20 protein-coding genes and 1 tRNA gene are annotated in these 24591 nt (G+C 59.5%); 7 read left to right on the plus strand and 14 right to left on the minus strand.

The genetic code is table 11. From position 1 onward, the window contains the following. Window positions 1-49: 49 nt before the first annotated feature. Entirely contained in the window at window positions 50-907 is an 858-nt protein-coding gene (locus tag GNF76_RS23795) for an IclR family transcriptional regulator (protein WP_155585526.1), read from the minus strand. Window positions 908-1169: 262 nt separating this feature from the next. On the opposite strand from GNF76_RS23795, the gene GNF76_RS23800 reads away from it, so the two are divergent. The 3 genes from GNF76_RS23800 to GNF76_RS23810 are packed head-to-tail and all read left to right on the plus strand — an operon-like array spanning window position 1170 to window position 4747. After that, window positions 1170-1955 carry an enoyl-CoA hydratase gene (locus GNF76_RS23800; RefSeq protein ID WP_178123527.1) on the plus strand — a complete coding sequence of 262 codons (786 nt, stop codon included), beginning with the start codon at window positions 1170-1172 and terminating at the stop codon, window positions 1953-1955. 2 nt (window positions 1956-1957) lie between these two features. Then, window positions 1958-3487: a 3-hydroxyacyl-CoA dehydrogenase gene (locus tag GNF76_RS23805; protein ID WP_155585527.1), complete on the plus strand. Its 1530-nt coding sequence runs from the start codon at window positions 1958-1960 to the stop codon at window positions 3485-3487. Between the two features lie 27 nt (window positions 3488-3514). Beyond that, window positions 3515-4747, plus strand: a complete 1233-nt coding sequence (locus GNF76_RS23810; RefSeq protein WP_155585528.1) for a CaiB/BaiF CoA transferase family protein — start codon at window positions 3515-3517, stop codon at window positions 4745-4747. Here GNF76_RS23810 and GNF76_RS23815 read toward each other — a convergent pair whose 3' ends face one another. Genes GNF76_RS23815 through GNF76_RS23830 form a run of 4 tightly spaced genes read right to left on the minus strand, consistent with a single transcriptional unit; the run spans window position 4748 to window position 8003 of the window. Beyond that, window positions 4748-6250 (minus strand): MFS transporter, encoded by a 1503-nt coding sequence (locus GNF76_RS23815; RefSeq protein ID WP_155585529.1) that lies wholly within the window; start codon window positions 6248-6250, stop codon window positions 4748-4750. 20 nt (window positions 6251-6270) lie between these two features. Then, entirely contained in the window at window positions 6271-6897 is a 627-nt protein-coding gene (locus tag GNF76_RS23820; protein WP_155585530.1) for a DJ-1/PfpI family protein, read from the minus strand. 42 nt (window positions 6898-6939) lie between these two features. Beyond that, a complete protein-coding gene (locus GNF76_RS23825; protein WP_155585531.1) occupies window positions 6940-7560 on the minus strand; it encodes an FMN-dependent NADH-azoreductase in 621 nt (206 codons plus the stop codon). After that, on the minus strand, window positions 7557-8003 hold the full coding sequence (locus tag GNF76_RS23830) for a GNAT family N-acetyltransferase (RefSeq protein ID WP_155585532.1): 447 nt from the start codon (window positions 8001-8003) through the stop codon (window positions 7557-7559). Before GNF76_RS23830 ends, GNF76_RS23825 begins: the two co-directional genes overlap by 4 nt. An 87-nt stretch (window positions 8004-8090) precedes the next feature. Between GNF76_RS23830 and pdxR the strand changes: the two genes are divergently transcribed. Both pdxR and GNF76_RS23840 read left to right on the plus strand, forming a co-directional pair. Next, entirely contained in the window at window positions 8091-9491 is a 1401-nt protein-coding gene (pdxR, locus tag GNF76_RS23835) for a MocR-like pyridoxine biosynthesis transcription factor PdxR (RefSeq protein ID WP_155585533.1), read from the plus strand. Between the two features lie 97 nt (window positions 9492-9588). Then, window positions 9589-9664 (plus strand) — tRNA-Asn (locus GNF76_RS23840). A gap of 88 nt (window positions 9665-9752) precedes the next feature. Here GNF76_RS23840 and GNF76_RS23845 read toward each other — a convergent pair. The 9 genes from GNF76_RS23845 to GNF76_RS23885 all read right to left on the minus strand — a co-directional run bounded on the left by GNF76_RS23845 (window position 9753) and on the right by GNF76_RS23885 (window position 18675). Continuing rightward, complete coding sequence (locus GNF76_RS23845; protein WP_155585534.1) at window positions 9753-10079, minus strand: hypothetical protein; 327 nt, start codon at window positions 10077-10079, stop codon at window positions 9753-9755. A 121-nt stretch (window positions 10080-10200) separates the two neighbouring features. Beyond that, entirely contained in the window at window positions 10201-10470 is a 270-nt protein-coding gene (locus GNF76_RS23850; RefSeq protein ID WP_155585535.1) for a hypothetical protein, read from the minus strand. After that, on the minus strand, window positions 10467-10814 hold the full coding sequence (locus GNF76_RS23855; RefSeq protein ID WP_155585536.1) for a hypothetical protein: 348 nt from the start codon (window positions 10812-10814) through the stop codon (window positions 10467-10469). The genes GNF76_RS23850 and GNF76_RS23855 overlap by 4 nt, the downstream gene beginning before the upstream one ends. Further along, window positions 10811-11125, minus strand: a complete 315-nt coding sequence (locus tag GNF76_RS23860; protein ID WP_155585537.1) for a DUF3077 domain-containing protein — start codon at window positions 11123-11125, stop codon at window positions 10811-10813. Before GNF76_RS23860 ends, GNF76_RS23855 begins: the two co-directional genes overlap by 4 nt. 533 nt (window positions 11126-11658) lie before the next feature. Further along, window positions 11659-13860 (minus strand): OsmC domain/YcaO domain-containing protein, encoded by a 2202-nt coding sequence (locus GNF76_RS23865; RefSeq protein ID WP_155585538.1) that lies wholly within the window; start codon window positions 13858-13860, stop codon window positions 11659-11661. Between the two features lie 186 nt (window positions 13861-14046). Further along, on the minus strand, window positions 14047-14370 hold the full coding sequence (locus GNF76_RS23870; protein ID WP_155585539.1) for an isochorismate lyase: 324 nt from the start codon (window positions 14368-14370) through the stop codon (window positions 14047-14049). 13 nt (window positions 14371-14383) lie between these two features. Next, window positions 14384-15598: a histidine decarboxylase gene (locus tag GNF76_RS23875; RefSeq protein ID WP_155585540.1), complete on the minus strand. Its 1215-nt coding sequence runs from the start codon at window positions 15596-15598 to the stop codon at window positions 14384-14386. Window positions 15599-15637: 39 nt separating this feature from the next. Further along, on the minus strand, window positions 15638-17473 hold the full coding sequence (locus GNF76_RS23880) for a (2,3-dihydroxybenzoyl)adenylate synthase (RefSeq protein WP_155585541.1): 1836 nt from the start codon (window positions 17471-17473) through the stop codon (window positions 15638-15640). Between the two features lie 26 nt (window positions 17474-17499). Beyond that, window positions 17500-18675 carry an isochorismate synthase gene (locus GNF76_RS23885; RefSeq protein WP_178123529.1) on the minus strand — a complete coding sequence of 392 codons (1176 nt, stop codon included), beginning with the start codon at window positions 18673-18675 and terminating at the stop codon, window positions 17500-17502. 133 nt (window positions 18676-18808) lie between these two features. Between GNF76_RS23885 and GNF76_RS23890 the strand changes: the two genes are divergently transcribed. Then, window positions 18809-23146, plus strand: coding sequence for an amino acid adenylation domain-containing protein (locus GNF76_RS23890; RefSeq protein WP_246211974.1), 4338 nt, complete (start codon window positions 18809-18811; stop codon window positions 23144-23146). A 93-nt stretch (window positions 23147-23239) separates the two neighbouring features. Next, window positions 23240-24556 (plus strand): putative histamine N-monooxygenase, encoded by a 1317-nt coding sequence (basC, locus tag GNF76_RS23895; RefSeq protein WP_281354940.1) that lies wholly within the window; start codon window positions 23240-23242, stop codon window positions 24554-24556. Window positions 24557-24591: the final 35 nt, after the last annotated feature.

A 24591-nucleotide genomic window follows, 5' to 3' on the forward strand; every position in this document is an offset into this window, starting at 1 on the left:
TTCGGCGGGCCTGTTGTAGTCAATCTGCCGAGGCCGTGCACCGGTCTGTCTAGCGGGCGGCGGCCTCGATGTTGTTCACCATGTGCTTGAGGCGCGGCCCGATGTCGTCTTCGAGTTTCTCCCGGGAAAGGTGAAAGCTCGGCCCGCCACAGTTGAACGTCAACAGCCCATGTTGTGCATGAAACAGCGGTACGGCGATGGCGTTGACATCGCGGTGCCACTCACCGATCGACATGCAATAGCCGAAGTCGGTGTAGTCCCGGAAGGCGCGTTCCAGCCCCTTGCGGATCCCCGGCCAGTCCTCCAGATGACGCTGGCGGATATGGTCGAGCATGAATTCCCGCTCGTTTTCCGGCATTGCTGCCAGGCAGGCGCGGCCTGCTGAACTCAAGTGCAACGGCAAGCGCGTACCGACCTGGCGGCGCATGGTCATGTTGGCCTCGCCCTGGACCACGTCCAGATAGACCATGTCCAGGCGATCCCGGGTGGCCATCGCCACGGCGGCCTGGGCGTACTTGGCCATCGTTTCCATCAGCGGATGAGCCACGGCCCGTACCGACAGGTTGGAAAGCATTGCGTAACCAAACGCCATCACCCCCACATCCAACTGATACCGGCCCGACTGCGGCAGGTGCTTGAGGTACCCCAAGCGGGTCAGGGTGTGCGTCATCCGGGTGATGGTCGGCTTCGGCAGCCCGGTCTTGCGCGCCAGTTCCTGGTTGCCCAGTACGCTTTCGCTTGGCGTGAAGCAGCGCAGCAATTCCAGGCCACGGGCCAGGGCGGTGACGAACTGGCGGTCCTTGTCTTCCTCCTCATCGGTGTTCATCGGATCGATCAGCAGGTGCTCGAAGGCGTTGTTGCCTGCGGGTGCATCCGGGGTGTTCGGGTCCAGGTTTCGACGGCGCATGTTAGTCCCCATTTTTTTATAAAATCAACAAAACAAAATTGTATTCCGCACAGCGAAACTAAGCAACTTGTGGCGCTGTGAGATTTGTCCTTAATAAAGTGCTTATAAACAAAGGCTTAATTGCTATTTCACTTGAGTGATGGGTTTTTACGTTTACACCCGGCAGGGCGGTACTTATGCTAATCGTTAAATACGGAATGTTATTTCGCACAGCGAAACAAGCGTTAACCGCACTAACAAGAACATTGCAGCAGGAGTGAATGTGGCCAGTTCCGACCAACCCGTGGTGTACCTCGACGTCCAGGACAATGGCGTTGCCGTGGTGCGTATCCACCGCCCTGAAGTGAAAAACGCTCTGAACGCCCAGGTTCGCGAAGAACTGGCGCTGCACTTCCGGGCCCTGGCCCAGCGCAAGGATGTGCGCGCTATCGTACTGACCGGTGGTGAGCAATTCTTCGTCGCTGGTGCCGATATCAAGGAGTTCGCCAGCGCCACTCCTATCGAAATGTACCGTCGGCACACCGAGTATTTGTGGGAAGCCATCAGCCGTTGCCCGAAGCCGGTGATTGCGGCGGTGAACGGTTTTGCCCTGGGTGGCGGCTGCGAACTGGCGATGCATTGCGACCTGATCGTCGCCGGTGAATCCGCGCGTTTCGCCCAACCGGAGGTCAAGCTCGGCTTGATGCCGGGGGCGGGCGGCACCCAGCGCCTGGTGCGGGCGGTAGGTAAGTTCCAGGCCATGCGCATTGCACTGACCGGCTGCATCGTCAAGGCGCCGGAAGCCCTGGCCATGGGCATGCTCAGCGAAGTGGTGGCCGACGACCAGACCTTGCCTCGCGCCCTGGAACTGGCGGCGCAGATCGCCGCGTTGCCACCGCTGGCGGTGGAGCAGATCAAGGAAGTCATGCTCGCCGGCGCCGACCTGCCGCTGGAAAGCGCCCTGGTGCTGGAGCGCAAAGCCTTCCAGTTGTTGTTCGACTCTGCGGATCAGAAGGAGGGCGCTGCGGCGTTCTTCGAGAAACGCACACCCAACTACCTCGGAGAATGACCATGGGCGACTCGATCAAGATCATGGGGTTGGTAGGCACCGGTGTCATGGGGGCTGGCATCGCGCAGATTGCCGCCCAGGCGGGTGTGCTTGTGCGGTTGTTCGATGCCCGCGCCGGCGCGGCGCAAACAGCTCGCGACAACCTCGGCGTGACCCTGGCCAAGTTGGTGAGCAAGGGCAAGATCACCCAGCCGGCGATGGACGCTGCGCTGGAAAACCTGCAGGTGACGGCCGCCATTGATGAACTGCGCAATTGCGATCTGGTGGTAGAAGCCATTGTCGAAAACCTGGAGGCCAAGCGCGGTCTGTTGCAGCAGTTGGAGGGTATCGTTACTGAGGACTGCATCCTCGCGACCAACACCTCATCGCTGTCGGTGACGGCGATTGCCACCGGTTGCCAGCATCCTGAGCGAGTGGCGGGACTGCACTTCTTCAACCCGGTGCCTTTGATGCGGGTGGTGGAAGTCATCGATGGCCTGGCGACGGCGCCGCAGGTAGGCGACCGCTTGCTGGCCTTCGTCGCGCGTATTGGCCATCGCGGCGTGCGGGCCAAAGATACGCCGGGCTTTATCGTCAATCATGCCGGGCGTGCCTACGGCACCGAAGCCTTGAAGATGCTCGATGAAGGCATCGCCCAGTGCGGTGACATCGACCGCATCCTGCGTGAAGGCGCTGGCTTTCGCATGGGCCCGTTGGAGTTGCTGGACCTTACCGGGCTCGACGTTTCCCATCCGGTGATGGAGTCGATCTACAACCAGTTCTATCAGGAACCGCGCTACAAACCCTCGCCGCTGACCCGCCAGATGTTGGTGGGCGGGCGTTTGGGGCGCAAGACCGGGCAGGGCTTTTATCGGTATGAAAACGGCCAGGTCATCGACGGCCCACAACCGCAGCCGGTGCCCACGATCCCTTCATTACCTCCGGTGTGGATTGCCACCGAAAACACTGAAGACTATGAGCGTCTGAGTGCACTGCTGATCACGTTGGGCGCGCACCTTGAGAGTGCTGCGCAGCCCTCGGCCGAGGCCTTGTGTTTGCTGGCGCCCTACGGTCGCGATGCCACCTCGGCGTGCGAGCGCTTCGACACGGATCCGACACGCACGGTCTGCATCGATCTGCTGACGGACCTGTCGCGCCATCGCACCTTGATGCAAAACCCGTTGACCGCGCCCGGCATGCGCGATGCGGCCCATGCCTTGCTCGCCAGCGATGGCGTGGGTGTGACGGTGATTGGCGACAGCGTTGGTTTTGTTGCCCAGCGTACCTTGGCCATGGTGGTCAACCTGGCCTGCGACATTGCCCAGCAACGGATCGCCAGCGTCGAGGATATCGACCAGGCGGTGCAACTGGGCCTGGGTTATCCCAACGGTCCGCTGGCCTGGGGCGATGCCCTCGGCCCTCGGCGGATCCTGAGCATTTTGCAACGCATGAGCGAACTCACCCACGACCCGCGTTATCGCCCCAGCCCCTGGTTGCGGCGGCGTGCGGTGCTGGGGATTTCCTTGCGCCATAAAGAGCCGAGCGTCGGCTGATTTCGATTTATCGACAGGATAAGAACAATGGGTGCGTTGACAGGTTTGCGGGTGCTGGATTTGAGCCGGGTATTGGCCGGCCCCTGGTGTGGCCAGGTATTGGCCGACCTGGGGGCGGAAGTGATCAAGATCGAACGCCCGAAAAGCGGCGACGACACCCGTGGCTGGGGCCCGCCGTGGATGAAGACCGACAGCGGCGAGTCATCGGGGCAGGCGTCTTATTACCAGTCCACCAACCGCGGCAAATTGTCGGTGGCCATCGACCTGGCCAGTACCGAGGGCCAGGAACTGGTACGGGCCCTGGCAGCCAGTTCCGACGTGTTGATCGAGAACTACAAGGCCGGTTCCCTGGCCCGCTACGGCCTGGATTACGCGACCCTGTCCGAGACCAATCCACGGCTGGTCTACTGTTCCATCACCGGCTTCGGCCAGACCGGCCCGCGTGCCGAAGAGCCCGGTTACGATTTCATCATCCAGGGCATCGGCGGCTTGATGAGCATCACCGGCGAGCGCGACGACCTACCCGGCGGCGGCCCGCAGAAAGTCGGCGTGGCGTTCTCCGACTTGATGACCGGCCTGTATTCCACCGTCGCGATCCAGGCCGCGTTGCTCAGCCGCGAACGCACCGGCGTCGGCCAACACATCGACATGGCGTTGCTGGATGTCCAAGTGGCAACCCTGGCCAACCAGAGCATGAACTACCTGGCCTCGGGTAAAGTCCCGCAGCGCTATGGCAACGCCCACGCCAACATCGTGCCGTACCAAGTGTTTCGCGCCTCGGACCGCGACTTCATCATCGCCTGTGGCAACGACAGCCAGTTTGTCGCTTTGTGCCAGAGCATCGGCCTGCCACACCTGCCGGACGACCCACGCTTTCGCCGCAATGCCGACCGCGTTGCCCATCGTGCCGAGATCGTCGAATTGTTGTCGGCGCACTTCCTCGGGCGCACGGCGGATGAATGGGTGGCGAGTATCCATGCATCCAAAGTGCCGGTGGGCGCGATCAACAATATCGCTCAATCCCTGGAAGAGCCGCAGGTGATTGCCCGTGAACTGATGGTGAAGATTCCTCATCCGCAGAACCCGGACTTCGCCATGGTGGGCAGCCCGATCAAGATGTCGGGGACCCCGGTGGAATATGTGCGACCGGCGCCGATGTTGGGGCAGCACACGGATGAGGTGTTGGGTGAGCGGTTGGGGTTGTCGGCTGAGCAGTTGGCGCAGCTCAAGACGGGTGGGGTGATTGAGCAGTTGGGATAATCACGCGGGCCTGGTGGCGGGCCCGGTTTTCGAGTGACGCCGGATCACGCGCAGGGCGGTGAAAATGGCAAAGATCGGCGCGAACGCGAATATTCCAAACAACCAGCCCGCAGCGCTCGCCATGCCGGCGATACCTCCGGGATCAGTGAGGCCGGCAACGTTCGCCACCATTCCCGCGAGAGCTGCGCCCAGCGCGGTGGCGAACAACTGCACGGTTGTAATCGACGCCGCCGCCAGGTCCTGCTCGCCAGCCGATGCAACCTGAAATACACGGGTCAGCAGATGCGGCCAAGCCAGCCCCACGCCAAGCCCGATGGCGACGAGCGCAAGGCAGATCGGCGTGACGGTCAGCCAGCCACCGGCACTTTCGGTTCGAATCAAAACAGCAAGCGCCACCATGCCGGTCAATCCAAGGATCGGGCCGGCGAGGATCGCGCGCCTGATGCCTTTGCCGCTCGCCCCGGAACTTGTGATAGACCCAAGCGTCCACCCGGCAGCCATGAGTGCGGCGAGATAGCCGGCGATGAGCGGGGATTGATGGTGGAGGACCTGGAGGAAAAGCGGCACGAATATCTCGCCACTGGTCACGGCGACTGCAAGCAACGACATCGTTGCATACAGCGCTCCCAGTGCTGATGTGATGCTGAATGCACTTGCTGGCAGCAGCCTATGGCGGGCGCGGCTTTCCGTGCCTATCAACAGGGCCGTCAAGATAGCTGCGGCGCCAAGGCCTGCGAAGTTCCAGGCGAGGGTTGGCGAGACGCTGCCGGCCGAAACGGCGAGCACTGCCGACGTCAGGAACACGAGTTGGGCAAGGGGAAGCGGCGAGCGTTCTGATCGTTCAGCGCTGCGTTTGGGCAGCACGACCGCAGCCAGCAGGGCGAACAACACTGCCACGGGAATGAGCGACCAAAAAGCCGCCCGCCATACACCGAGTTCAGCGAAGATGCCGCCGACCGCAGGACCGATCAGCGTTGCCACCCCCCACATGCCGGAGACCAACGCCATCGCACGTGGCCACAAGGCTTCATTGAACACCAGCCGGATCATGGCGTAGGAGAGGGCGAACAGAAAACCGCCACCTAGCCCCTGCACAAGGCGGCCAGCCAGCATGATGGGCATTGACGGGGCAAACGCACAGATAAGTGCACCGCTCGCAAACACCAGCGTGGCGATGATGTATGCGCCACGCGGCCCAGCGCTGCTCAGTAACCTGGCCGAGAGTGCCGAACCAAGGATGGAGGCCGCGACGAACAGCGTGGTATTCCAGGCGTAATAGTCGATGCCGCCGATGTCCCTGACCACTGACGGTAAAATCGTGGTGGCAATGTAGACGTTGATCGCATGGAGCACCACGCCCCCTGCCAGCGCGAGCGAGCGCACGCCATTCGAACCGGACAGCAGGGCGGTCCAACCTGCCTCTGAAGAGCGATCATCCAGAGGCGCACCCACCTCTGGTGCCGATTGCGAATATTCATCAGATGAGTCGTGATGCTTGTTCATGTCGGCTCCACTTCGAGGTTTTACGCACAGTTGAGGGTGGATGCGCCAACTTCTCCTTGGCGGATACTGAGCCCGATCAAGGTGTCATAGAGTTCTTGCTGCCCGGCTGGCAGAACGGGGAGCAGCGTCGCGCGGCGCTTGTCGATATCGAACCAGGACTCCACCAGCCATCCCACCAGATAGAGCGCCGCCAGGCATCCGCCCGCGGTTGCAACGTTCCCCTGGCATACCAGCGGCTGGTCCACGGGCTCCAGCCCCAGGGCCTGCAATCTTGGTCGTGCGTCGGGGTGGGTAGTTGCTCGGCGGCTGGGCAGCAGCCCAAGCCGGTCGAGAATGAAGGCTCCGGCGCAGATGGAGCCGATTCGCTGGCGTCTGGAGTCAAGTTCAAACGAGGGCAGGAAATCTGGAGCGGCAAGTGCGGCGGGTATTCCCTCTCTGCCGCTGACGAACAACACCGCGTCGGCGTTGTTAGCCTCGCAAAGCGGACCGTGCACCGGAACAGGCAGTCCGTGCGCCGAATGCACGATAGAGCTGGAGCCCAGTATTCGGACGTGCCAATCCTCGGTATTGCGGCCCAAAATATCCCACATCAGGAACAGGTCGATGTCAGTGAATTGGTCGAAAGCGACCAGGGCGATTGTCTTCAAGGCGAACTCCATGAGATGCAAAAGGGGGCGAGGTCCGACGGATCAGGTGCAAACGAGGTGTTTGAACAGCGGCTCCAGTGACAGTCGGGCGCGGGTATCCTGGACCGAGGCTCGGACAGCCTCTTCACCGAACACCAAGCCCTGAAGGTAGCTGAAGTGCGGGTTGAACAATCCGAGGGTGTTCAGTACCTGGCGCAGGTAAGACGTTAGAAAATCCGGTTGTCGTGCCCGCTCGCCCTGGTGAAAACCGCCGGAGCCGACCAGCACGTACACTGGGCGGTTGCTCAGCAGGCCGGTCTTGCCCTCGGGGCCTGAACTGAATGTCCGGTGAATGCGCAGGACGTAGTCGATCCAGAGCTTGAGTGCGGCAGGGAGGGTAAAGTTGTGCATCGGGGTGGCAATGAGCAGGATATCGCAGCGCTCCAACTCGCTGATCAGCGCTTCGGAGACTTCGAACGCCGGTGAGTCGAACGGCGTGGTTGTCGCCAGGCCGCGAGCGTAGTCCAGGCCGAGCGGTGGCAGTGGATGCGCGCCCAAGTCACGTTCGACCAGTTCGAGCCTCGGATACCGGTGCCGCAGGGATGCCACTAACTCCAGTGCCAACTGGTTCGCATGGGAAACCTGGCCATTCGGGCTGGCATTGATCAACAGCACATTATTCATGCCTGATTCTCTGTCTGAAGGTTTTGCGTGAAGTGCATGCCGTGGGCCAGCAGCCCCTGGCGAAAATAGAACCGTTGGGCCAACGGCATATGCAGTCCGGTGTCCAGCACGAAATGAGCGCAACCACGCCCCACGGCTTCCTCGCGAACGGCGCTCAAGAGCCGTGCCCCCAGGCTGCTGCGCTGCAGGTCAGGGCGTACCACCAGATCATCGACGTAAATGAAACGCCCATAGAGCAGGTTTTCCAGCTCGCGGTAACCGGCCAGGCCGACCGCCTGCTCACCGTCCCACGCGGCCAATAAACGGTAGCCTTGCTCTGTCTGCCGAACCAGTTGCTCCACATAGGTGACCGGGTTGGCGACATGCGGGCGCAAGACGCGCATCAGGTCGAAGCAGGCCTCAAACGCTTCCTTGTCTTCGAGGTGTTGAAGTGTGTAGGCCATGTCCGTCATCCGCTGTAGAGAGATAGCAGACCTTAGGGCCGCAATGACTTAATCTACAGGGCCGAAAAATGCATAAATGACTAGGCCATGATTCCTCCCTTCAAACTGGACCGCAACCAGTCAGCGCCGATCTATCGCCAGCTTTATCAGCGATTTCGTGAATCGATTGTCGACGGTCGCTTGCGGCCAGGAGATCGAGTACCTGCCGTTCGTGCTTTGGCGGCAGAGTTGAACCTGGCGCGCGGCACTGTGGAAGCGGCGTACCAGTTACTGATGGGGGAGGGCTACTTGATCGCTCGCGGAGCCGCCGGGACGATTGTTACACCGCACCTGGCACCCGCTTCCTTGCCCATACTCCGCGCCCCAGTTGCTCCGATGGCGTACCAGCCCACCCATTCCGGGACGCTGCCGCTGGCACTGCAGATGGGGCTGCCCGCGCTGGATGCCTTTCCCCGCAAGCTCTGGACAAGGTTGGCGGGCCGTCAGCTACGGCAGGCTGGCCTTGAGGGGCTCGTCTACCCGGACCCGCGAGGCCATGCACCTTTACGCGCAGCCATTGCCGCCTACCTGGGCATTTCGCGGGGTATTTCCTGCCACCCGGAGCAGGTGTTCGTGTGCGCGGGCTATCGCGCGTGCCTGGACCTGATCAGCCACACGCTGATGCACCCAGGTGATACGTGCTGGATGGAAGAGCCCGGCTACTTCATGGCCAGGAACGCGCTACTGGAAGCCGGCGCCCAGTTGGTACCGGTTCCAGTGGATGACCAGGGGCTTGATGTTGCGCAAGGCATCGCCCGTTGCCCGGATGCCCGTTTTGCAGTGGTCACGCCGACCCACCAGAGCCCGCTGGGTGTGTCGCTGTCACTGCCGCGTCGGTTGGCGCTACTGGACTGGGCCAACCGTCGAGGCAGTTGGATCATCGAGGATGATTACGACAGTGAATACCGCTATCAGGGTAAACCCTTGCCGGCCCTCAAGAGCCTCGATCAGCAGGGCCGCGTGCTCTACACCGGTACCTTCAGCAAGGTACTGTTTCCAGGCCTGCGCCTGGCCTATCTGGTGGTGCCGGCCGAGCAGAGCGACGCGTTCGCCCGTCAGGCGGATCGTCTGCATAACTACTGCCCGCACATCCTTCAGGCAACCGTCAGTGCTTTCCTCTACGAGGGCCACTTCGCGCGGCACTTGAAAAAAATGCGCAGCCTCTACGCGCGCCGCCGCCAATGGCTGGTCGATGCGCTGCAGCAACAATTTGGCGAGCGTCTACTGATCAACCCTCAAGCGGGGGGCATGCACCTGGTCGCAGGCCTTCGCGAAGGTGATGATGTCGAGTTCACCCAGCGTGCGCGGGCGGTTGGCATAGCCGTCGAACCGCTCTCACAGTGGTACCTGGAGGCCGAGCCGAGGCACGGCTTGATACTGGGCTTCACGAACATCGCCAGTGCCGAACAGGCCTCGACGGTGGCGCTTCGATTGGCTCAAATTATCTAGGGGCATCTGGTACACAGCGCGCGATACACTCAACACGGGTGATTAAAATCCACTTAAGGCTTGACTTCTCCTTTTCAATCAGTAACATACGGCGCATTCCGCGATAGCTCAGTTGGTAGAGCAAATGACTGTTAATCATTGGGTCCCTGGTTCGAGTCCAGGTCGTGGAGCCAGATAGAGAAAAGCCTGCAGAGATGCAGGCTTTTTTTTGCGTTGGATTTGACCTCGGCCATCCACTCACACAGCGGGGCTCCTCTCTGTTTATTGGTCGGTTTTCGCCATTCGTAGGTAGTGGATTGCCTCATGCTCAATGTGTCGTGCGCTACCAGAAATCTCCCCAAGCATTTCAAGGAGCCAGCCGAGATTGCGCAGGTGCATCTCGTCTAGCTCGCCGACGCAAGCCCCGATGGCAGCGCCGACTGCACTAATTCCCAATTCAGCGGCAAGCGCAGAGTTCGCAGCACCCATTTTGAGGGTTGTAAGCCTGACGATCTGTTCTTCGGTAGGTACCGCCTTTGGGTTAACTGCGAGCCCTGAGAACTCTTGCAGCATGCTAGGAAGAAGGGCATTGATTGATAGACTTTTCATGAGGCTCCCTCCAAGGTATTCAGCAAATCACAGAGGTCGTTGTGAGCCATTTCGCTGAGGAATGTGATTGCCGAATATATGGCATCCTCACCCAGGCGCTCCGGAAGCCTTGCTGCTCGGCTCATGAATGAACGCCTCCATTTTGGCCTGCGCAAAGTATCTCTACGAACTGCCGATCATAATCCTCGTGCATGCAGTCAATGCCCCCAGCCTGGTCCATGCAGAACAGTTCGCCCATCCGGGCCATATGAAAAGCGTCTGAATGCTCGTCAACAGACGCAGTCAGCGCTTTAAACGCGGATTCGGCAGATTTGAGTGCCTGATGTGCATGCACCAGAGCGCTTAGAGACTCTTCGGTAATTGAGATGATTTTGTTGAGTGGGCTATTCATTGGCCAGGCTCCTGAACCGTTCGCCTGGTGACCGGTTCATGCCCCCAAGTGAGGACCGAGACGGTGCCGGACATCCCTGAAGCTTCTTCCCTGGCCCGCTTTTGGTCCGCTTCGCATATATAGGTTGGGTTGTCGGCGTTCTCCCAGGCATCTGTGACGGCGTCCTCCAGCTCAAGACCGAGGCACTGCATGGCGCGTAGATAACCCTCCATGTATTCGGTACGGATAGCGCCGGGCGCCTGTGAGCTGTCTTCGAGGATCAAGTCGCTGATCAGCACCTCAGTGAGCGCGTTCAAGCCTTGGGCGACATACATAAGTCGTTCGGCTTTGGGCATGCGGATCATTGGGCACCGCCTGGGCGATTGCCAAACTCAACACTTGTTGTAGCCGAGTCGATTAAAGCTTTCGTTGTTTCGACCATGAATAGGACCGCGTAAATTTCGTTGGCGTCGGTATCGCCATCGATCAGACGGGCAAGAAAGCTGGTCACTGAAGCCAAAAGACAACTGGATGAGTTCAGCGCTTCGATTGCTGGATTGCCGGGAAGTACCTGCAAGAGATATTTTTTTTCGGGACGGTACTCGAAATGGTGGAAAGAGCGAGCAGTAGTCAGCAACTGTTCACGAGCTTCTCGGGTTGTAGCTGGACAGTTCATTTCACACCTCCGTCAGTTTTCAGGTCTGCGAGCGATGTAGAAGTGATGCGTCTTGGTGGCAGCCGCCTATCGACTATTGCTCGCGTCCAAAGCATAGAAAGACACGTGCAAAAACTCACTAGAGAAACCGCTGGACAGTTCCTAAAGCAGTGGCAGATATCGCTTACTGAAAGCGCAGAAAAGTCTTGGCTGTATGGAGGTGCTTACTGGCATCTTTTTCTGGAGAAAACAGTCCAAACCAAACGTGACTTTTTAAACGATATGAGGAGGTTTCGGTTTCAGCAGATCACCAAAACGATTGGATAGACGCCAAAAAAACACCTGGGGTAATGCCGTTCAGTTAAGCGGGCGCAGTGCTCAAGGCCGCGAAGATCAACTGTGGGAGCTGTCGAGCCCCGGCGAGGCTGCGATAGCGGTGGTTCAGGCAACACAATGGTGGCTGCACTGACGCCATCGCAGCCTCGCCGGGGCTCGACAGCTCCCACACTGGAGCTGCTTCGCTTGTTGGATCTCCATTCCTTAGCTGATCGGCATTACCCAAAGTGCTTTGGATTAGCCCGCATCATATGCAGCTTTTTATAGCTATCAATCAGTCGCAGATGCCGGTCGAGCCCTTCCAGCTTCATGCTCGTCGGCGTCAAACCGTAGAAGCGCACGTTGCCATCCACTGAGCCTATCGCGGCGTCCATTCGCTCGTTGCCGAACATCCGGCGGAAGTTGACCTCGTAGTCGGCCAGTTCCAGGTCTTCGTCCAGTTGCATTTCCAGTACCACGTTCACGGCCTGGTAGAACAACCCGCGCTCTACCGTGTTGTCGTTGTACTGCAGGAACATTTCCACCCGTTCTTTCGCCTCTTCGACGTTCTTCAAGGCGAGGTAGATCAGCAGCTTCAGTTCCAGGATCGTCAGCTGGCCCCAGGCGGTGTTGTCGTCGAATTCAATGCCGATCAAGGTGGTGATATCGGTGTAGTCGTCCAGCTCACTGTCTTCCAGGCGCTTGACCAGTGCTTTCAGCTCGGCGTTGTTCAGGCTGTGCAGGTTCAAGATGTCTTCACGGAAAAACAGCGCCTTGTTGGTGTTGTCCCAGATCAGATCGTCCAGCGGATAGATTTCCGAGTAGTCCGGCACGAGGATGCGGCAGGCGGGTGCACCCAGGTGTTCATACACCGCCATGTAGGCTTCTTTGCCCATGTTTTCGAGAATGCCGAACAAGGTCGCGGCTTCCTCGGCATTGGAGTTTTCACCTTGGCCTGAGAAGTCCCACTCGACAAATTCGTAATCGGATTTGGCACTGAAGAAGCGCCACGACACCACACCGCTGGAGTCGATGAAGTGCTCGACAAAGTTATTCGGCTCCGTCACCGCGTGGCCTTCAAAGGTCGGCTGCGGCAAGTCGTTCAGGCCTTCAAAACTGCGGCCTTGCAGCAGTTCCGTCAGGCTGCGCTCCACGGCAACCTCAAGGCTCGGATGCGCCCCGAACGAGGCAAATACGCCGCCGGTGCGGGGGTTCATCAAGGTGACGCACATCACCGGGAACTCGCCGCCCAGGGATGCATCCTTCACCAGCACCGGGAAGCCCTGTTCTTCCAAGGCCTGAATGCCCGCCAGGATACCGGGGTATTTCGCCAGCACGTCCTGCGGCACATCCGGCAGGGCCATTTCACCTTCGAGGATTTCGCGTTTTACCGCGCGCTCGAAGATTTCCGACAGGCATTGCACCTGGGCTTCGGCCAGGGTGTTGCCGGCGCTCATGCCATTGCTGAGGAACAGGTTTTCGATCAGGTTGGAAGGGAAATACACGTCCGCGCCATCCGACTGGCGCACATACGGCAGCGAACAGATGCCGCGCTCGATATTGCCGGAGTTGGTGTCGTACAGATGGGAGCCGCGCAGCTCGCCATCGCGGTTGTAAATATGCAGGCAGTATTCGTCGAGAATTTCCGGCGGCAGCTCGTCTTTAGGGCCCGGCTGGAACCAGCGCTCGTTGGGGTAATGCACAAACGCCGCGTTGGCGATCTCTTCGCCCCAGAACTGATCGTTGTAGAAGAAATTACAGTTCAGGCGCTCGATGAACTCGCCCAGCGCCGACGCCAGCGCGCCTTCCTTGGTCGCGCCCTTGCCATTGGTGAAGCACATGGGCGAGTGCGCATCGCGGATATGCAGCGACCACACGTTGGGCACGATATTGCGCCACGAAGCGATCTCAATCTTCATGCCCAGGCCCGCCAGAATGGCTGACATGTTGGCGATGGTTTGCTCCAGCGGCAGGTCCTTGCCCGAAATGTAGGTGCCCGCATCTGAAGCCAGGTTTGGCATCAGCAACGCCTGGGCATCGGCATCCAGGTTTTCCACTTCCTCGATCACAAACTCGGGCCCGGTCTGCACGACTTTTTTCACCGTGCAGCGGTCGATGGAGCGCAAAATACCCTGGCGGTCCTTGGCGCAAATATCGGCCGGCAATTCGACCTGAATCTTGAAAATCTGGTTGTAGCGGTTTTCCGGATCAACAATGTTGTTCTGCGACAGGCGGATGTTTTCGGTGGGGATATTGCGAGTGTCGCAGTACAACTTCACAAAGTAAGCCGCGCACAGGGCCGATGACGCCAGAAAGTAATCGAACGGGCCCGGTGCCGAGCCATCGCCCTTGTAGCGGATAGGCTGATCGGCCACCACCGTGAAGTCATCGAACTTGGCTTCAAGTCGAAGATTGTCGAGAAAGTTGACCTTGATTTCCATGCGCGATTACCAGAATAACGAGCTAAACGATTTGGCCGCCATTATCCGGCTTTTCGGCTGGAAGTCTTGCGCTTTCAGTGGTAGCCGCTGACTGGTCCCGTTCCCAGGTCGTTGCGCCCGACAATAAAAAAGCCTGCATCAATGCAGGCTTTCTGTTGCCCTTATCGGGTCAGTCGAGCGGAGAATTTATGCCCGGGGTTGCTCCGAATGGGTGGCCCGCCAATGCAGAATCTGCTGCTGAATGTTCCAGTGAATGATCTGCTCGTAGAGCTTCTCGACGAAGGCCACGTCAAACCCGGCCTCTACCGCCCATTCACGCCGCTCCTCAAGCATGGCCGCGACCCGTTCTGGCGCCGGAATCTCCTGTTCGTTGGCTTTGAACTGCGCCGCTGCTTTCACATAGCGCAGGCGTTTTTGCAGTGAGTCGAGGATCTGGCGATCGAAAAAGTCGATGCCCACCCGAATGTCGTTGAGGTTCTCGCAGGCTTCAGGCGCTTTCAGTGGCGGCATGTGTGTGTCTCTTTCAATAGTGAGTGCGCAAGTTGAATGACGCCGCCGGCAGTCGCTCGCCGGCCGCTTGTTTGGCGGGTGCTCGCTTGGATCGCCAGGCCTCCAGCTGAGCTTCGGCAGCCACTTCGTCGATCAAGGCGTCGATCATGCTGTTGTCGTGATGATGAGGCGTGGTGATCAGGTGTGCGGTATGGCCGGAGGTGGCCAGGCAGTATTTCGTCGCGATCCGCTCTGACGGGCAGGGGAACACCACGGTGATCGAGTTTTCGTTGCGCCAGGCATCAATGCCCGAGGCCTGGAACCGGTCGACGGCGTACTGCGCGGTGTCCAGGCTGTGCTTGATCCGATGGCGCCAATCAGCCAGCGAGTGGCTGCGCAGCGCTGCCCACATCATCAGCGGGGTATGACCGTTGCGGGAGCCACTGATGGTCTTGTCATGGGCCCGGATATAGTCCACTTCCACTGAGATGCGCGCGACGTTCTTGCGTTTGGCCACGACGATTCCGCAAGGAATGGGCGAACCGATCATCTTGTGGCCGGAGACGCAGATCGAGTCGATGCCGTCGGCAAACGAGAAGGGCTGCGGGTGATCGACGAAGGGCAGGATCATCCCACTCAGCGCCGCATCGGCGTGCAGGTAATAGTCGTGACGGGCAATGCCTGCTTGTTGCAGGCGTTGTTGGATGGTCGCGATATTGTCGACGGCCCCGCACATCGTGGTGCCGATGTTGGCGAAAATGATGGGGTGACGTTCCTGGTCGGCGGCTATTTTCGCCATCAGGTCGTCGTAGTCGATTTCGCCATTGGGCAATGACTCGACCGCACGGCATTTGATCCGCAGTAATTTGACGATCTTTGCCACGGAGTAATGGGTGTCTTTCGAATAATACAGGGTGCCGTCCGGGAACAGTTCGCGCCCCAGGTAGCAACCAAACATGTTGCCTTCCGTGCCCCCATTGGTGACGTAGCCCCAGCTGTCTTCGAGCGCAATGCTGAACAGCTCGGCGAAGTACGTCATGACGTCTTTTTCAAAGTCGAACGAGTTCAGCAGGTAGTTGCTGTATTCGTTCCAGTCCCCGCAATTGTTGATCGAAAACTGCAAGAAGCGATGCAGTTGGGAATAATCAAAATCTGCTGACTCGGGGTATCCAATGTTGAAGTACTGATTCGTCACGCAGTGCTGCCAGAAGCGCTCAAGCCTGCTTTGGTCGGCAGTGGATAAAGTCATTTCTAACTCCTTTTAAATCGACTTGGCGGAGCCGCCCGGTCAGGCGGCTTTCTGCCTCGTGTCTACCAGCGACCACCAACTGGCGAGCGTGGGCGAATCCGCCAGTTCTTCGAAGCTGACGGCGATACCGCGCTCCTTGAGTTCCGCGGCGAGCTTCATCACTTGCAAGGAGTCGAGACCGTAGAAAATCAGGTTTTCCTCCGGGTCCAGGTCTTCGCAGTCCTCGACGAGTTGCAGCACGCGAGTTTGCAACCAGGCGCGGGTGGTTTCCGCCGCCAGGAGCTGACGCAGATGCTTTTTGTCGATCTTGCCCACGGCCGTCAGCGGCATGCTCTCGATGAGCCGGATGCGATCGGGCAGTTTGTATTCGGCGATGCCGAGTTCCATCAAGTGGCGTCTCAGCGCAGGCGGTTTCAGGTTGGGATTGCGCGAGACGACGAAGGCACAGCTCTTTTCTCCGAGCCTGTCGTCGGGCATGGCCACCAGGCCGGCGTGGGTCACATCCGGGTGGAGGACGATGAGGTTTTCGATTTCCTCCGAGGCGACTTTTTCACCGCCACGGTTGATCTGGTCCTTGACCCTGCCGACCACCCGCAAGTCGCCGGTTGGCATGCGTTGGACGAGGTCGCCGGAGTAGTAGTAACCCTCATCATCGAACGCCTGGGCATTTTGCTCGGGGCTTCGGTAGTAGCCGCAAAAGGTGTAGGGGCCGCGCGTGGCGAGCATGCCAGACTCGCCGTCCGGGACGGGGATGCCTTGTTCGTCGACAATTTTGATTTCGTCGTCGGGGCTGATCGGACGGCCCTGGGTGGTAAAAATCTGCTCGTCGGAGTCGTTCGCCCGGGTGTAGTTGATCAGGCCTTCGGCCATGCCGAATACCTGTTGCAGCTTGCAGCCGAGCACACCGGGAACCTGGCGCGCCAGCGAGTCGGCAAAACAGGCACCGCCGACCTGCAGGAACTCCAGCGATTGCAGTTGTTCTTTATGCTCCGGCGCTGCCTGCAACCACAAGGCGACTGCACTTGGCACCAAGGCTACGGTATTGATCTCTTGGCGCTGGATGATCGAAAAACAGGTCAAGGGTTCCGGGCTGGGGGCCATGACGATGCAACCGCCGGCATACAGAACGCCGAGGGCTCCGGGGGAGCTGAGCAGGAAGTTATGGGCGGCGGGCAGGGCGCACAGGAAGCGCGTCCGTGATGTGAGCTCGCAAATTTCGGCGCTCGCCCGGGCGTTGTAGTGATAGTCGTTATGGGTGCGCGGGATGAGTTTGGGGGTGCCCGTGCTGCCGCCCGACAGTTGGAACAACGCCACTTCGCCTGCTGCGGTGGGGGAGAAGTCCGCGCGGCTCTCGCTTGGCGTTTTGATCCAGTCAGCGAGGTTGTTTTCGTGACGTTGTTCGCCCAGCAGCAAGATGATTTCGGGATTTGAACCGACCTCCTTGAAGTCGTCGATATAGCTGTCGCTACGGAAGACTTCATGCTCGCGGGAGGCAATCAGTAGCCTTGGCTCGATTTGCTTGGCGTAACTTTTGAGCTCGAGTTTTCGATGGCTGTAAAGCGCGTTGAGGGGCGCGACTCCCGCTTTGAGCAGGGCGAAGAGGACAATGTAAAACTCCGCGATGTTGGGCAACTGCACCAAGGCCGTATCGCCCTTGCCAAGCCCGCTGGCTGCGAGTCGCGAGGCCAGGTTGGAGGACAGTTGGTCCAGTTCGGCATAGCTGAAGCAGCGATCACCGCAAATAATTGCGGGTGCGTGGGGTTGTGACTGGCTGCGGACCTGAAGGATCTGTGTGAGCGGTTTGTCGATCCAATAGCCTTTGTCCCGATAGCGTTGTGCTCTGTCCAGGGGCCAGTGGTTAAATTCAATAGTCATAGTGTTCACGCGTGAGAAAATTCGAGTTAGTGGGCCAATCCGCATGCGCGCAGCATGGTGCCGAGTTTGGTCTGGACTTCCGTCCATTCGGAGTCGGGGCTTGAGGCTTCAACGATGCCTGCGCCGGCGAACAGGCGGACACGGTTGCGCTTGACGGTGCCGCAGCGAATCGTCACGACCCATTCGCCATTGCCCTGGGCATCGCACCAACCCACCATGCCGGTGAACAGTCCGCGCTCGAAGGGTTCGACGAAACGAATCAGGCGTCGGGCGCGCTCAGTGGGGAAGCCGCAGACGGCCGGCGTGGGATGCAGGCGGCAGGCAAGCTGCAAGGCCGAGACGGTCGGATCTGCCAGCGTGCCTTCGATGCGGGTGGAGAGGTGCCAGAGTGCGGGCGTACTGATGAGGGAAGGGCGTTGCGGCACATTCAACTGCGTGCACAGCTCCCCGAGTTGACTGACGATGTCTTGCGTCACGAAACCGTGTTCGTAGTGATCTTTTTCCGACGCTGACAGCCAGTCTGCATTGCGCCGGTCGGCTTCCGGGTCGGCCATGCGTTTGGCCGAGCCTGCCAAAGGGTTAGACAGAAAGCTCAGGCCTTCCTTGCGAACCAGCAACTCGGGGCTGACACCGATCAGCGTGGTGCCATCGGGCATTGGCACACGGAAGTGGTAGCCGCTCGGGTTCTGGGCCCGCAGGTTGTTCTGCATGGCGCTCACATCTACATCCTGGGCAAACACCAATTCTCGCTGCACCGAGAGCACGGCCTTGCGCACGTCGCTGTGGCGGAAGTTGACGATGGCGTGTTCCACCGCTCGCTTGAAGGCTTGCTCGTCCGGGATGTTTTTCTGCTCGATCAGCTCAGGCAGTGTTGTTGCGCCGATCTGCGCGCGGGTGTTTCGTGCTCGCCACTGCGCGTGTTCAGGGATGTAGAGGCACGAGGCTTCAGCGGGATCGAAAGGGATGGCGCCGACGATGATCGGGTTGCTCTGGCCCGCTTTGCGTGCTCGATCAAAGGCTTGCGCAACCGTTTTCTGGAACAGGCTGTTGGCGTCATCGCCGCCAATGGCAGGTGTTTCGATTCTCTGCAGCATCCCGGTGACTGCTAACTCGCGGTCGCCGGATGTGAATGAAAAACTCTGTTTTTCATCAACGACTTGCACCTCATCCATCTCGTTCGTTCTTAGGGTGCCCGTTCTCATTTTGGGGGAAGCCTCCGTGGCCTATCGATCAAAAAATTAAGTCTTGAAATATAATCATTATCGTTTCTAATAGGGGACGCTAATCATTTAGATTTGTCAATCACATGAGTGAGCCATGAGAGAGTTAACTTCAATGCAAGCCGCCTGTTGGATCGGGCGCACTGCTCATGCGTCTTTAGGGAGAGTTTCGGCTCATCTGTATGCCGAGTTCGATGGTCATGCCATTGATCTCGAGCGGCTTCGCAAGGCACTTGAACGGGTATGCCTGCTGCATCCAATGCTGCGGGTCAGGCTGAATGCAGAAGGGCTGCAATCCATTGCTGCGATGGACCAGTCACCGCCATTAGAGGTCGAAGATTTACGCTTGATGAATGAGCAGGAAGTGACGCAGCGCCTGCTCTGCAAACGTGAGGAATGGACTCATCAGCAGCTTGATCTGTGCCAGGGGCCAGGTGCACGGTTGTGCGTGAGTCTGCTGGCGGGTGATGACTTCCGCCTGCACGTCGATACGGACATGATCGCCATCGACCCTTCGAGTTTCCGCACGTTGATGGAAGACCTCGCACGCTTCTATGAGTACCCCGACGCGCCGCTGCCACATACGCCATCTTTCTTCGACTGGTATGACAAAGCGCGTACCGATACCGCGCTCAAAACGGCCCGCGATCGGGACCGTCTCTGGTGGCGTGAGCGTCTGGCTGACATCGCGCCGGCGCCGACCTTGCCTTTTCTCGAGACCCAGCCGGATCAAGCGCATAGCGACCGATTAAGCACATGGCTTGGCCCGCAGGAGCGTCAGGCGTTACAACGCCTCGCCCGTGAACGCAGAGTGACCCTGTCCACCCTGATGATGGGTTTGTTTGCAGCAGTCCTCGGTGCGCAAACAGGAGACAGGAGATTTCGTCTCAATGTCCCGACCTTCTGGCGCCCGCCGCTGGTGGGTGAGGTTGAGCGAATCGTCGGCGATTTTGCCAACGTACTGATTCTCGATGTCGAGGCGGCCCAGAGCCCGGCCAAGTTGTGCACGCAACTGGCAGGCAAGATGATCGAATTGCTCGAACATTGCGCCTATCCGGGGGTGAACCTGATGCGCGATCTGTCTCGCCATCATGGGTCGCCACAGCTGGCTCCCGTGGTCTTTACCGCCGCGTTGGATATGCCGGGCGCAGACCTTCTTTCTGAGCGCGTGCGGCGCGTATTGGGCCCAATGAACTGGGTGATTTCCCAAGGACCTCAGGTTGCGCTCGACGCGCAGATTGCCTGCGCCGACGGCGGCATCTTGATCAATTGGGATATCCGTCTGGATGCGCTGCCGCGAGCCTGGGTATCGGACTTTTTCGACCGTTTCGTGGCGCTGGTGCGTGAGGTGGCTGTCTGCTCCGCTGTCCTGGACCAGCCGCTTTCTCAACCAGCAGTTGTCGAGAAGCCACTGACCGCCCTCCAGCAGGCCTATTTGCTTGGACGCAGCGCGCAGATGCCGCTGGGTGGCGTGGCCATGCAAGAGTTTCGCGAGTACCGCGGCGCTATGGATCCGGCTCTGCTGCGAAGCCGTTTGGCCGAGATGGTACAGCGCCACGAAAGCCTGAGAACACGGATCGATGCGCAGAAGCTCGTGCAGTTTGTCAGCGATGAGGTGCAGATAAACCTGGAGGAAGTCGACCTCACGGCCCTGTCGCCAGAAGCGGCGCTCAGCTATGTTGAAGAGCGCCGCGAGGCCTATGCGCATGCCTTGTTCGAGCTGGATCGTTCGCCCTGGAATGTCACGGTCTTCCGGCTTGCGGAAGGTCAATTGAGTGTCTTTGTACGCCTTGATGCATTGATCCTCGATGGACGATCGATCGCCACCCTTATGGTCGAGTTGTTCGACGGTGCAACGGGCGAGGAACCGTTCACGCAGGTTGCATCCGAGCCAGAAGATTTCGTCAGTCAACGCAAGACCGATTCCACCTATTGGAAGGCCAAGCTCGCTGCGGTCAGCGGTGCGCCACGTCTGCCATGGATCACTCCACTGGATCAGGTGGGTGCCTCCCGCTATGAGCGACAGAGTCTGTTGGTGCCCAAAGCGGCGTTCGGTGCGTTCTGCAAGCTGGGTGCACGGCAGCGGCTGTTCAAGAACACCACGTTGATGGCGCTGGTGCTGGAAGTGCTGTCGCACTGGCTCGATGAGGGTGGTTTGTGTGTTGCGGTACCGGTTGCTCCGCAAACGAGCGGTGCCTTTGCCAATCGCTCAAGCTTTATTGCGGTCAATTGGAGCGCCGATCCAGAGGGCTTTGCCGAGCGGGCCGCCAAGCTGCAAGTGGATGTACTGGAAGGGCTGCAGCACCTGACCTTTTCGGGGGTGGACCTTGCTCGTTTGCTGTTCGAATCCCACGGCCCGGGCCCGGTGCTTCCCGTGGTGATTACCAACGGTTTTTCCTGGCCGGTCTCGGCAGCGGACAGCACCATGAGCCTGTGTGGCGGGCTGACCCAGACGCCACAGGTGGCGATGGATATTCGCTTCTCGGCCAACGCCGACGGCGCGTTGGTGTTCGATATCGACTATGCGCGCGCAGTGCTGGATCCGGCGGTGGTCAGCGATGTCTTGAGCGCAATCGAAAAGGCGATCAGCCAGGTTACGGAAAGCGGTGTTTTTGCCATTGATGCACCGGCGATCATCGAAAAGAGTCACTACCGGCTCAATAGCCAGGTCGCTGATGCGTGCCGCGAAGGCTTTCTCGGGCGGATCGCGACCCACATCTTTGACCGCACCCACACCAGGGTCGCCCTTGTCAGCGGTGATCGGCAAATCAGCTATGCCGAACTTGGCGACAGTGTGTGCCGCATCATCGCTGCATTGAAAACGCGCGGGCTGTCTCGTGGACAAGTCGTCGCCATCTGCCTGCCTCGCAGCCCGGAGCACACGATGGTGACATTGGCCTGCGCGCTGACAGGCGTGATCTGGGTCCCCATCGACGCGTCAGCGCCAGCCGAGCGGTTGCATTACCTGCTGGAAAACTGCCGGCCCGATCTGGTGGTGACTGCCCAACGTGAGTCTCTCGAACCTCCATCGGCAACGCCGGATGAACTATTGGCGGTGCAAGCCCAGGTTCCACCCGCACTGGATGACCTGTCGTTCAGCGACGCCCCGGCCTACTACCTCTACACCTCGGGCACCACCGGCAAGCCCAAATGCGTGGTCCTGAGCAACCGAGCCACTGCCAATGTCATCGGCAGCACCCTTGAACACTGGGCCGTGACCGAACGTGATGTGTTCATGTCCGTCACCCCGCTTCACCATGACATGTCGGTGTTTGACGTCTTGGGATGCCTGACGGCGGGGGCGACACTGGTGCTTCCCGGTGTGGGCGAGGAAAAGGACGCGGTGCGCTGGAACCAGTTGATTGCCCGGCATCAGGTGACGTTGTGGTGTTCGGTGCCTGCCATTCTGGAGATGCTCCTTTCTTGTCGCACCAGCCATGACCTGAAGAGCCTGCGTCTGATTGCCCAGGGCGGTGATTACATCAAGCCGGCCGTGATTGCCGAGTTGCGTGAGCTGTTGCCGTCATCTCGGTTGATTTCCCTGGGTGGGCCGACGGAAACCACCATCTGGAGCATCTGGCACGACATCGAGGCGGATGACCGTGCGCTGATTCCCTATGGAAGGCCGCTGCCGGGTAACAGCTACTTCGTCCTTGACCCACGAGGTGAGCATTGCCCGGCGGGCGTTGTTGGCCGAATTCACACGGCGGGCGTCAATCTTGCGCTGGGGTACCTCGAAAACGGTGAGCTGACACAAAGCGAATTCGTGACCGTAGGTGATGAACATGGCCAAGCCGTTCGGGCCTTCCGTACCGGCGACTGCGGGCGCTACCGTCGCGACGGTACCTTGATCTTCGACAGTCGGGTCAACGGCTACGTGAAAGTTCGCGGTGTGCGGGTATCGCTCCCGGACATCGAGATAGAACTGATCAATCACCCGTCGGTCAGGCACGTATTGGTCGTGGATTATGGCGAGCAGCGCCAGGGCGAAGTCTGCATCGGTGCGCTGTATGTCAGTCAGCAGGGTGGCGCAGAGTTGACCGCGTCCGAGCTACGCAACTACGCCCGCCAGCACCTGCCGCACTCCCATGTGCCCACGCGGTTCCTGAAGGTGGACGAATTACCGCTGTCGCAAAACGGCAAGCCTGATCGCCAGCGGGCCCGCAGCCTGCTTACGGCTCCGGCAAATGACGCAGCTGAACCTGTCGCGATGATCCAGTCGACCTCGCGCAACAAGGTGCTGGATATCTACTTGAGCGTACTGGGGCGCCCGCTGGCGGACGGCGCGAATGACGCGGTGGACTTCATCAGCCTGGGGCTGCGTCCCCAGCATTTGAAGGCGATCTCGGCACGGGTCCAGGAGGATTTTTCGGTGCTTCTTTCACCGGGGCAACTCCTGCGCTGCCGCAATGCACAAGACGTTGAACGCCTGCTCATGGCCGAGGGTTCATGAGCCTGTCATGGATTTTGATATGAACGCAGTGGCACGCCTGAGGGCGTGCTCGCTGCTAACCAAACAACAGTGCTTAGGGAGATGGATCGGATGATGGATATACCCAATGTTGATATTGCCGGCGTTGGCATAGGCCCCTTTAATCTGGGATTGGCCGCGTTACTGTCCAAGCATCCTGGCGTGACTGGTATTTTCCTGGACCGCAAGGCGGAGTTTCGCTGGCACGAAGGGCTTCTGTTGCCCGGCACCACACTCCAGGTTCCGTTTCTGGCGGACCTGGTGACGATGGCGGACCCCACGCATCAACTGAGTTATCTGAACTACCTGCATCAGCACGATCGCCTGTACCCGTTCTATTACTACGAGAACTTTCAGGTGCCTCGCCGCGAGTACGACCATTACTGTCGCTGGGCGTCGCAGCAGCTGCCAGCCTGCCATTTCGGCGAGGACATCTGTGATGTGACGTATGACGCCAGCGCTGACCGATTCCTGATTGAAAGCCAGTCAGTGTCAGGCTTCAAACGTCATTATTACAGTCGAGACCTGGCGATTGGCGTCGGCACTGTGCCGCTGCTGCCTCAGTGGGCGCAGGTCAAGAGCACCGCGCCGGTCATGCATTCGGCGGAGTTTGGCAAGCGCCAGGAACAGTTGTCGAAATGCCAACGGGTCACGGTTATTGGTTCCGGCCAAAGTGCGGCGGAATGCGTGTTGGCATTGTTCAACGAGCTGACACCCGAGCGGATCGCGGCGGGGGCTTCGATTCGCTGGATCACACGCTCGCCGGGTTTCCATCCCATGGAGTATTCGAAACTGGGACAGGAGTGTTTTACACCGTCCTACATGGAGTACTTCCACAGTATTCCGAGGGAGCGCCGACGCGACATCGTTGCGGGGCAGGGGTTGTTGTACAAGGGCATCAGTTTTTCGACCATCGCTGACATCTACGACCTGATCTACGAACGCTCGATTGGCGGCGCGGATCCAGGCCTGACGTTGCTTTCCAATTGCGAGGTCGAGACCGTGGAGGATATCAACGGCACGCTGCGAATCGCCTACCGGCACCGTGAACTGGACCAGACCAGCACCCTCGAAGCCGATGCCATTGTCGCAGCCACCGGTTATGGGCATGCCTGGCCGCAGTGGTTTGAAAGGCTCAAGGGCGTCGTACTCGAAACCGATGAATACGGTGACTGTATCGTCCAGGAGGATTTCACGGCGCGCCGCTGTGATGCCGGCACGGGCCGTATCTTTGTGCAGAACGCGGAGATCTTCCAGCATGGCGTTGGTTCGCCGGACCTGGGGATTGCGGCCATTCGCAATGCGACGATTGCCAACCAGTTACTCGGCCGACCGCACTACCGCTTGCCCAAGCGCTCATCGTTCCAGCGCTACGGGATGCATGAGGCGTAGAGTCGATGTGCAGGGTCTTGGTAGCGTTACCAAGA

This window comes from Pseudomonas spelaei (assembly GCF_009724245.1).
In the GTDB taxonomy this organism is placed as follows: domain Bacteria; phylum Pseudomonadota; class Gammaproteobacteria; order Pseudomonadales; family Pseudomonadaceae; genus Aquipseudomonas; species Aquipseudomonas spelaei.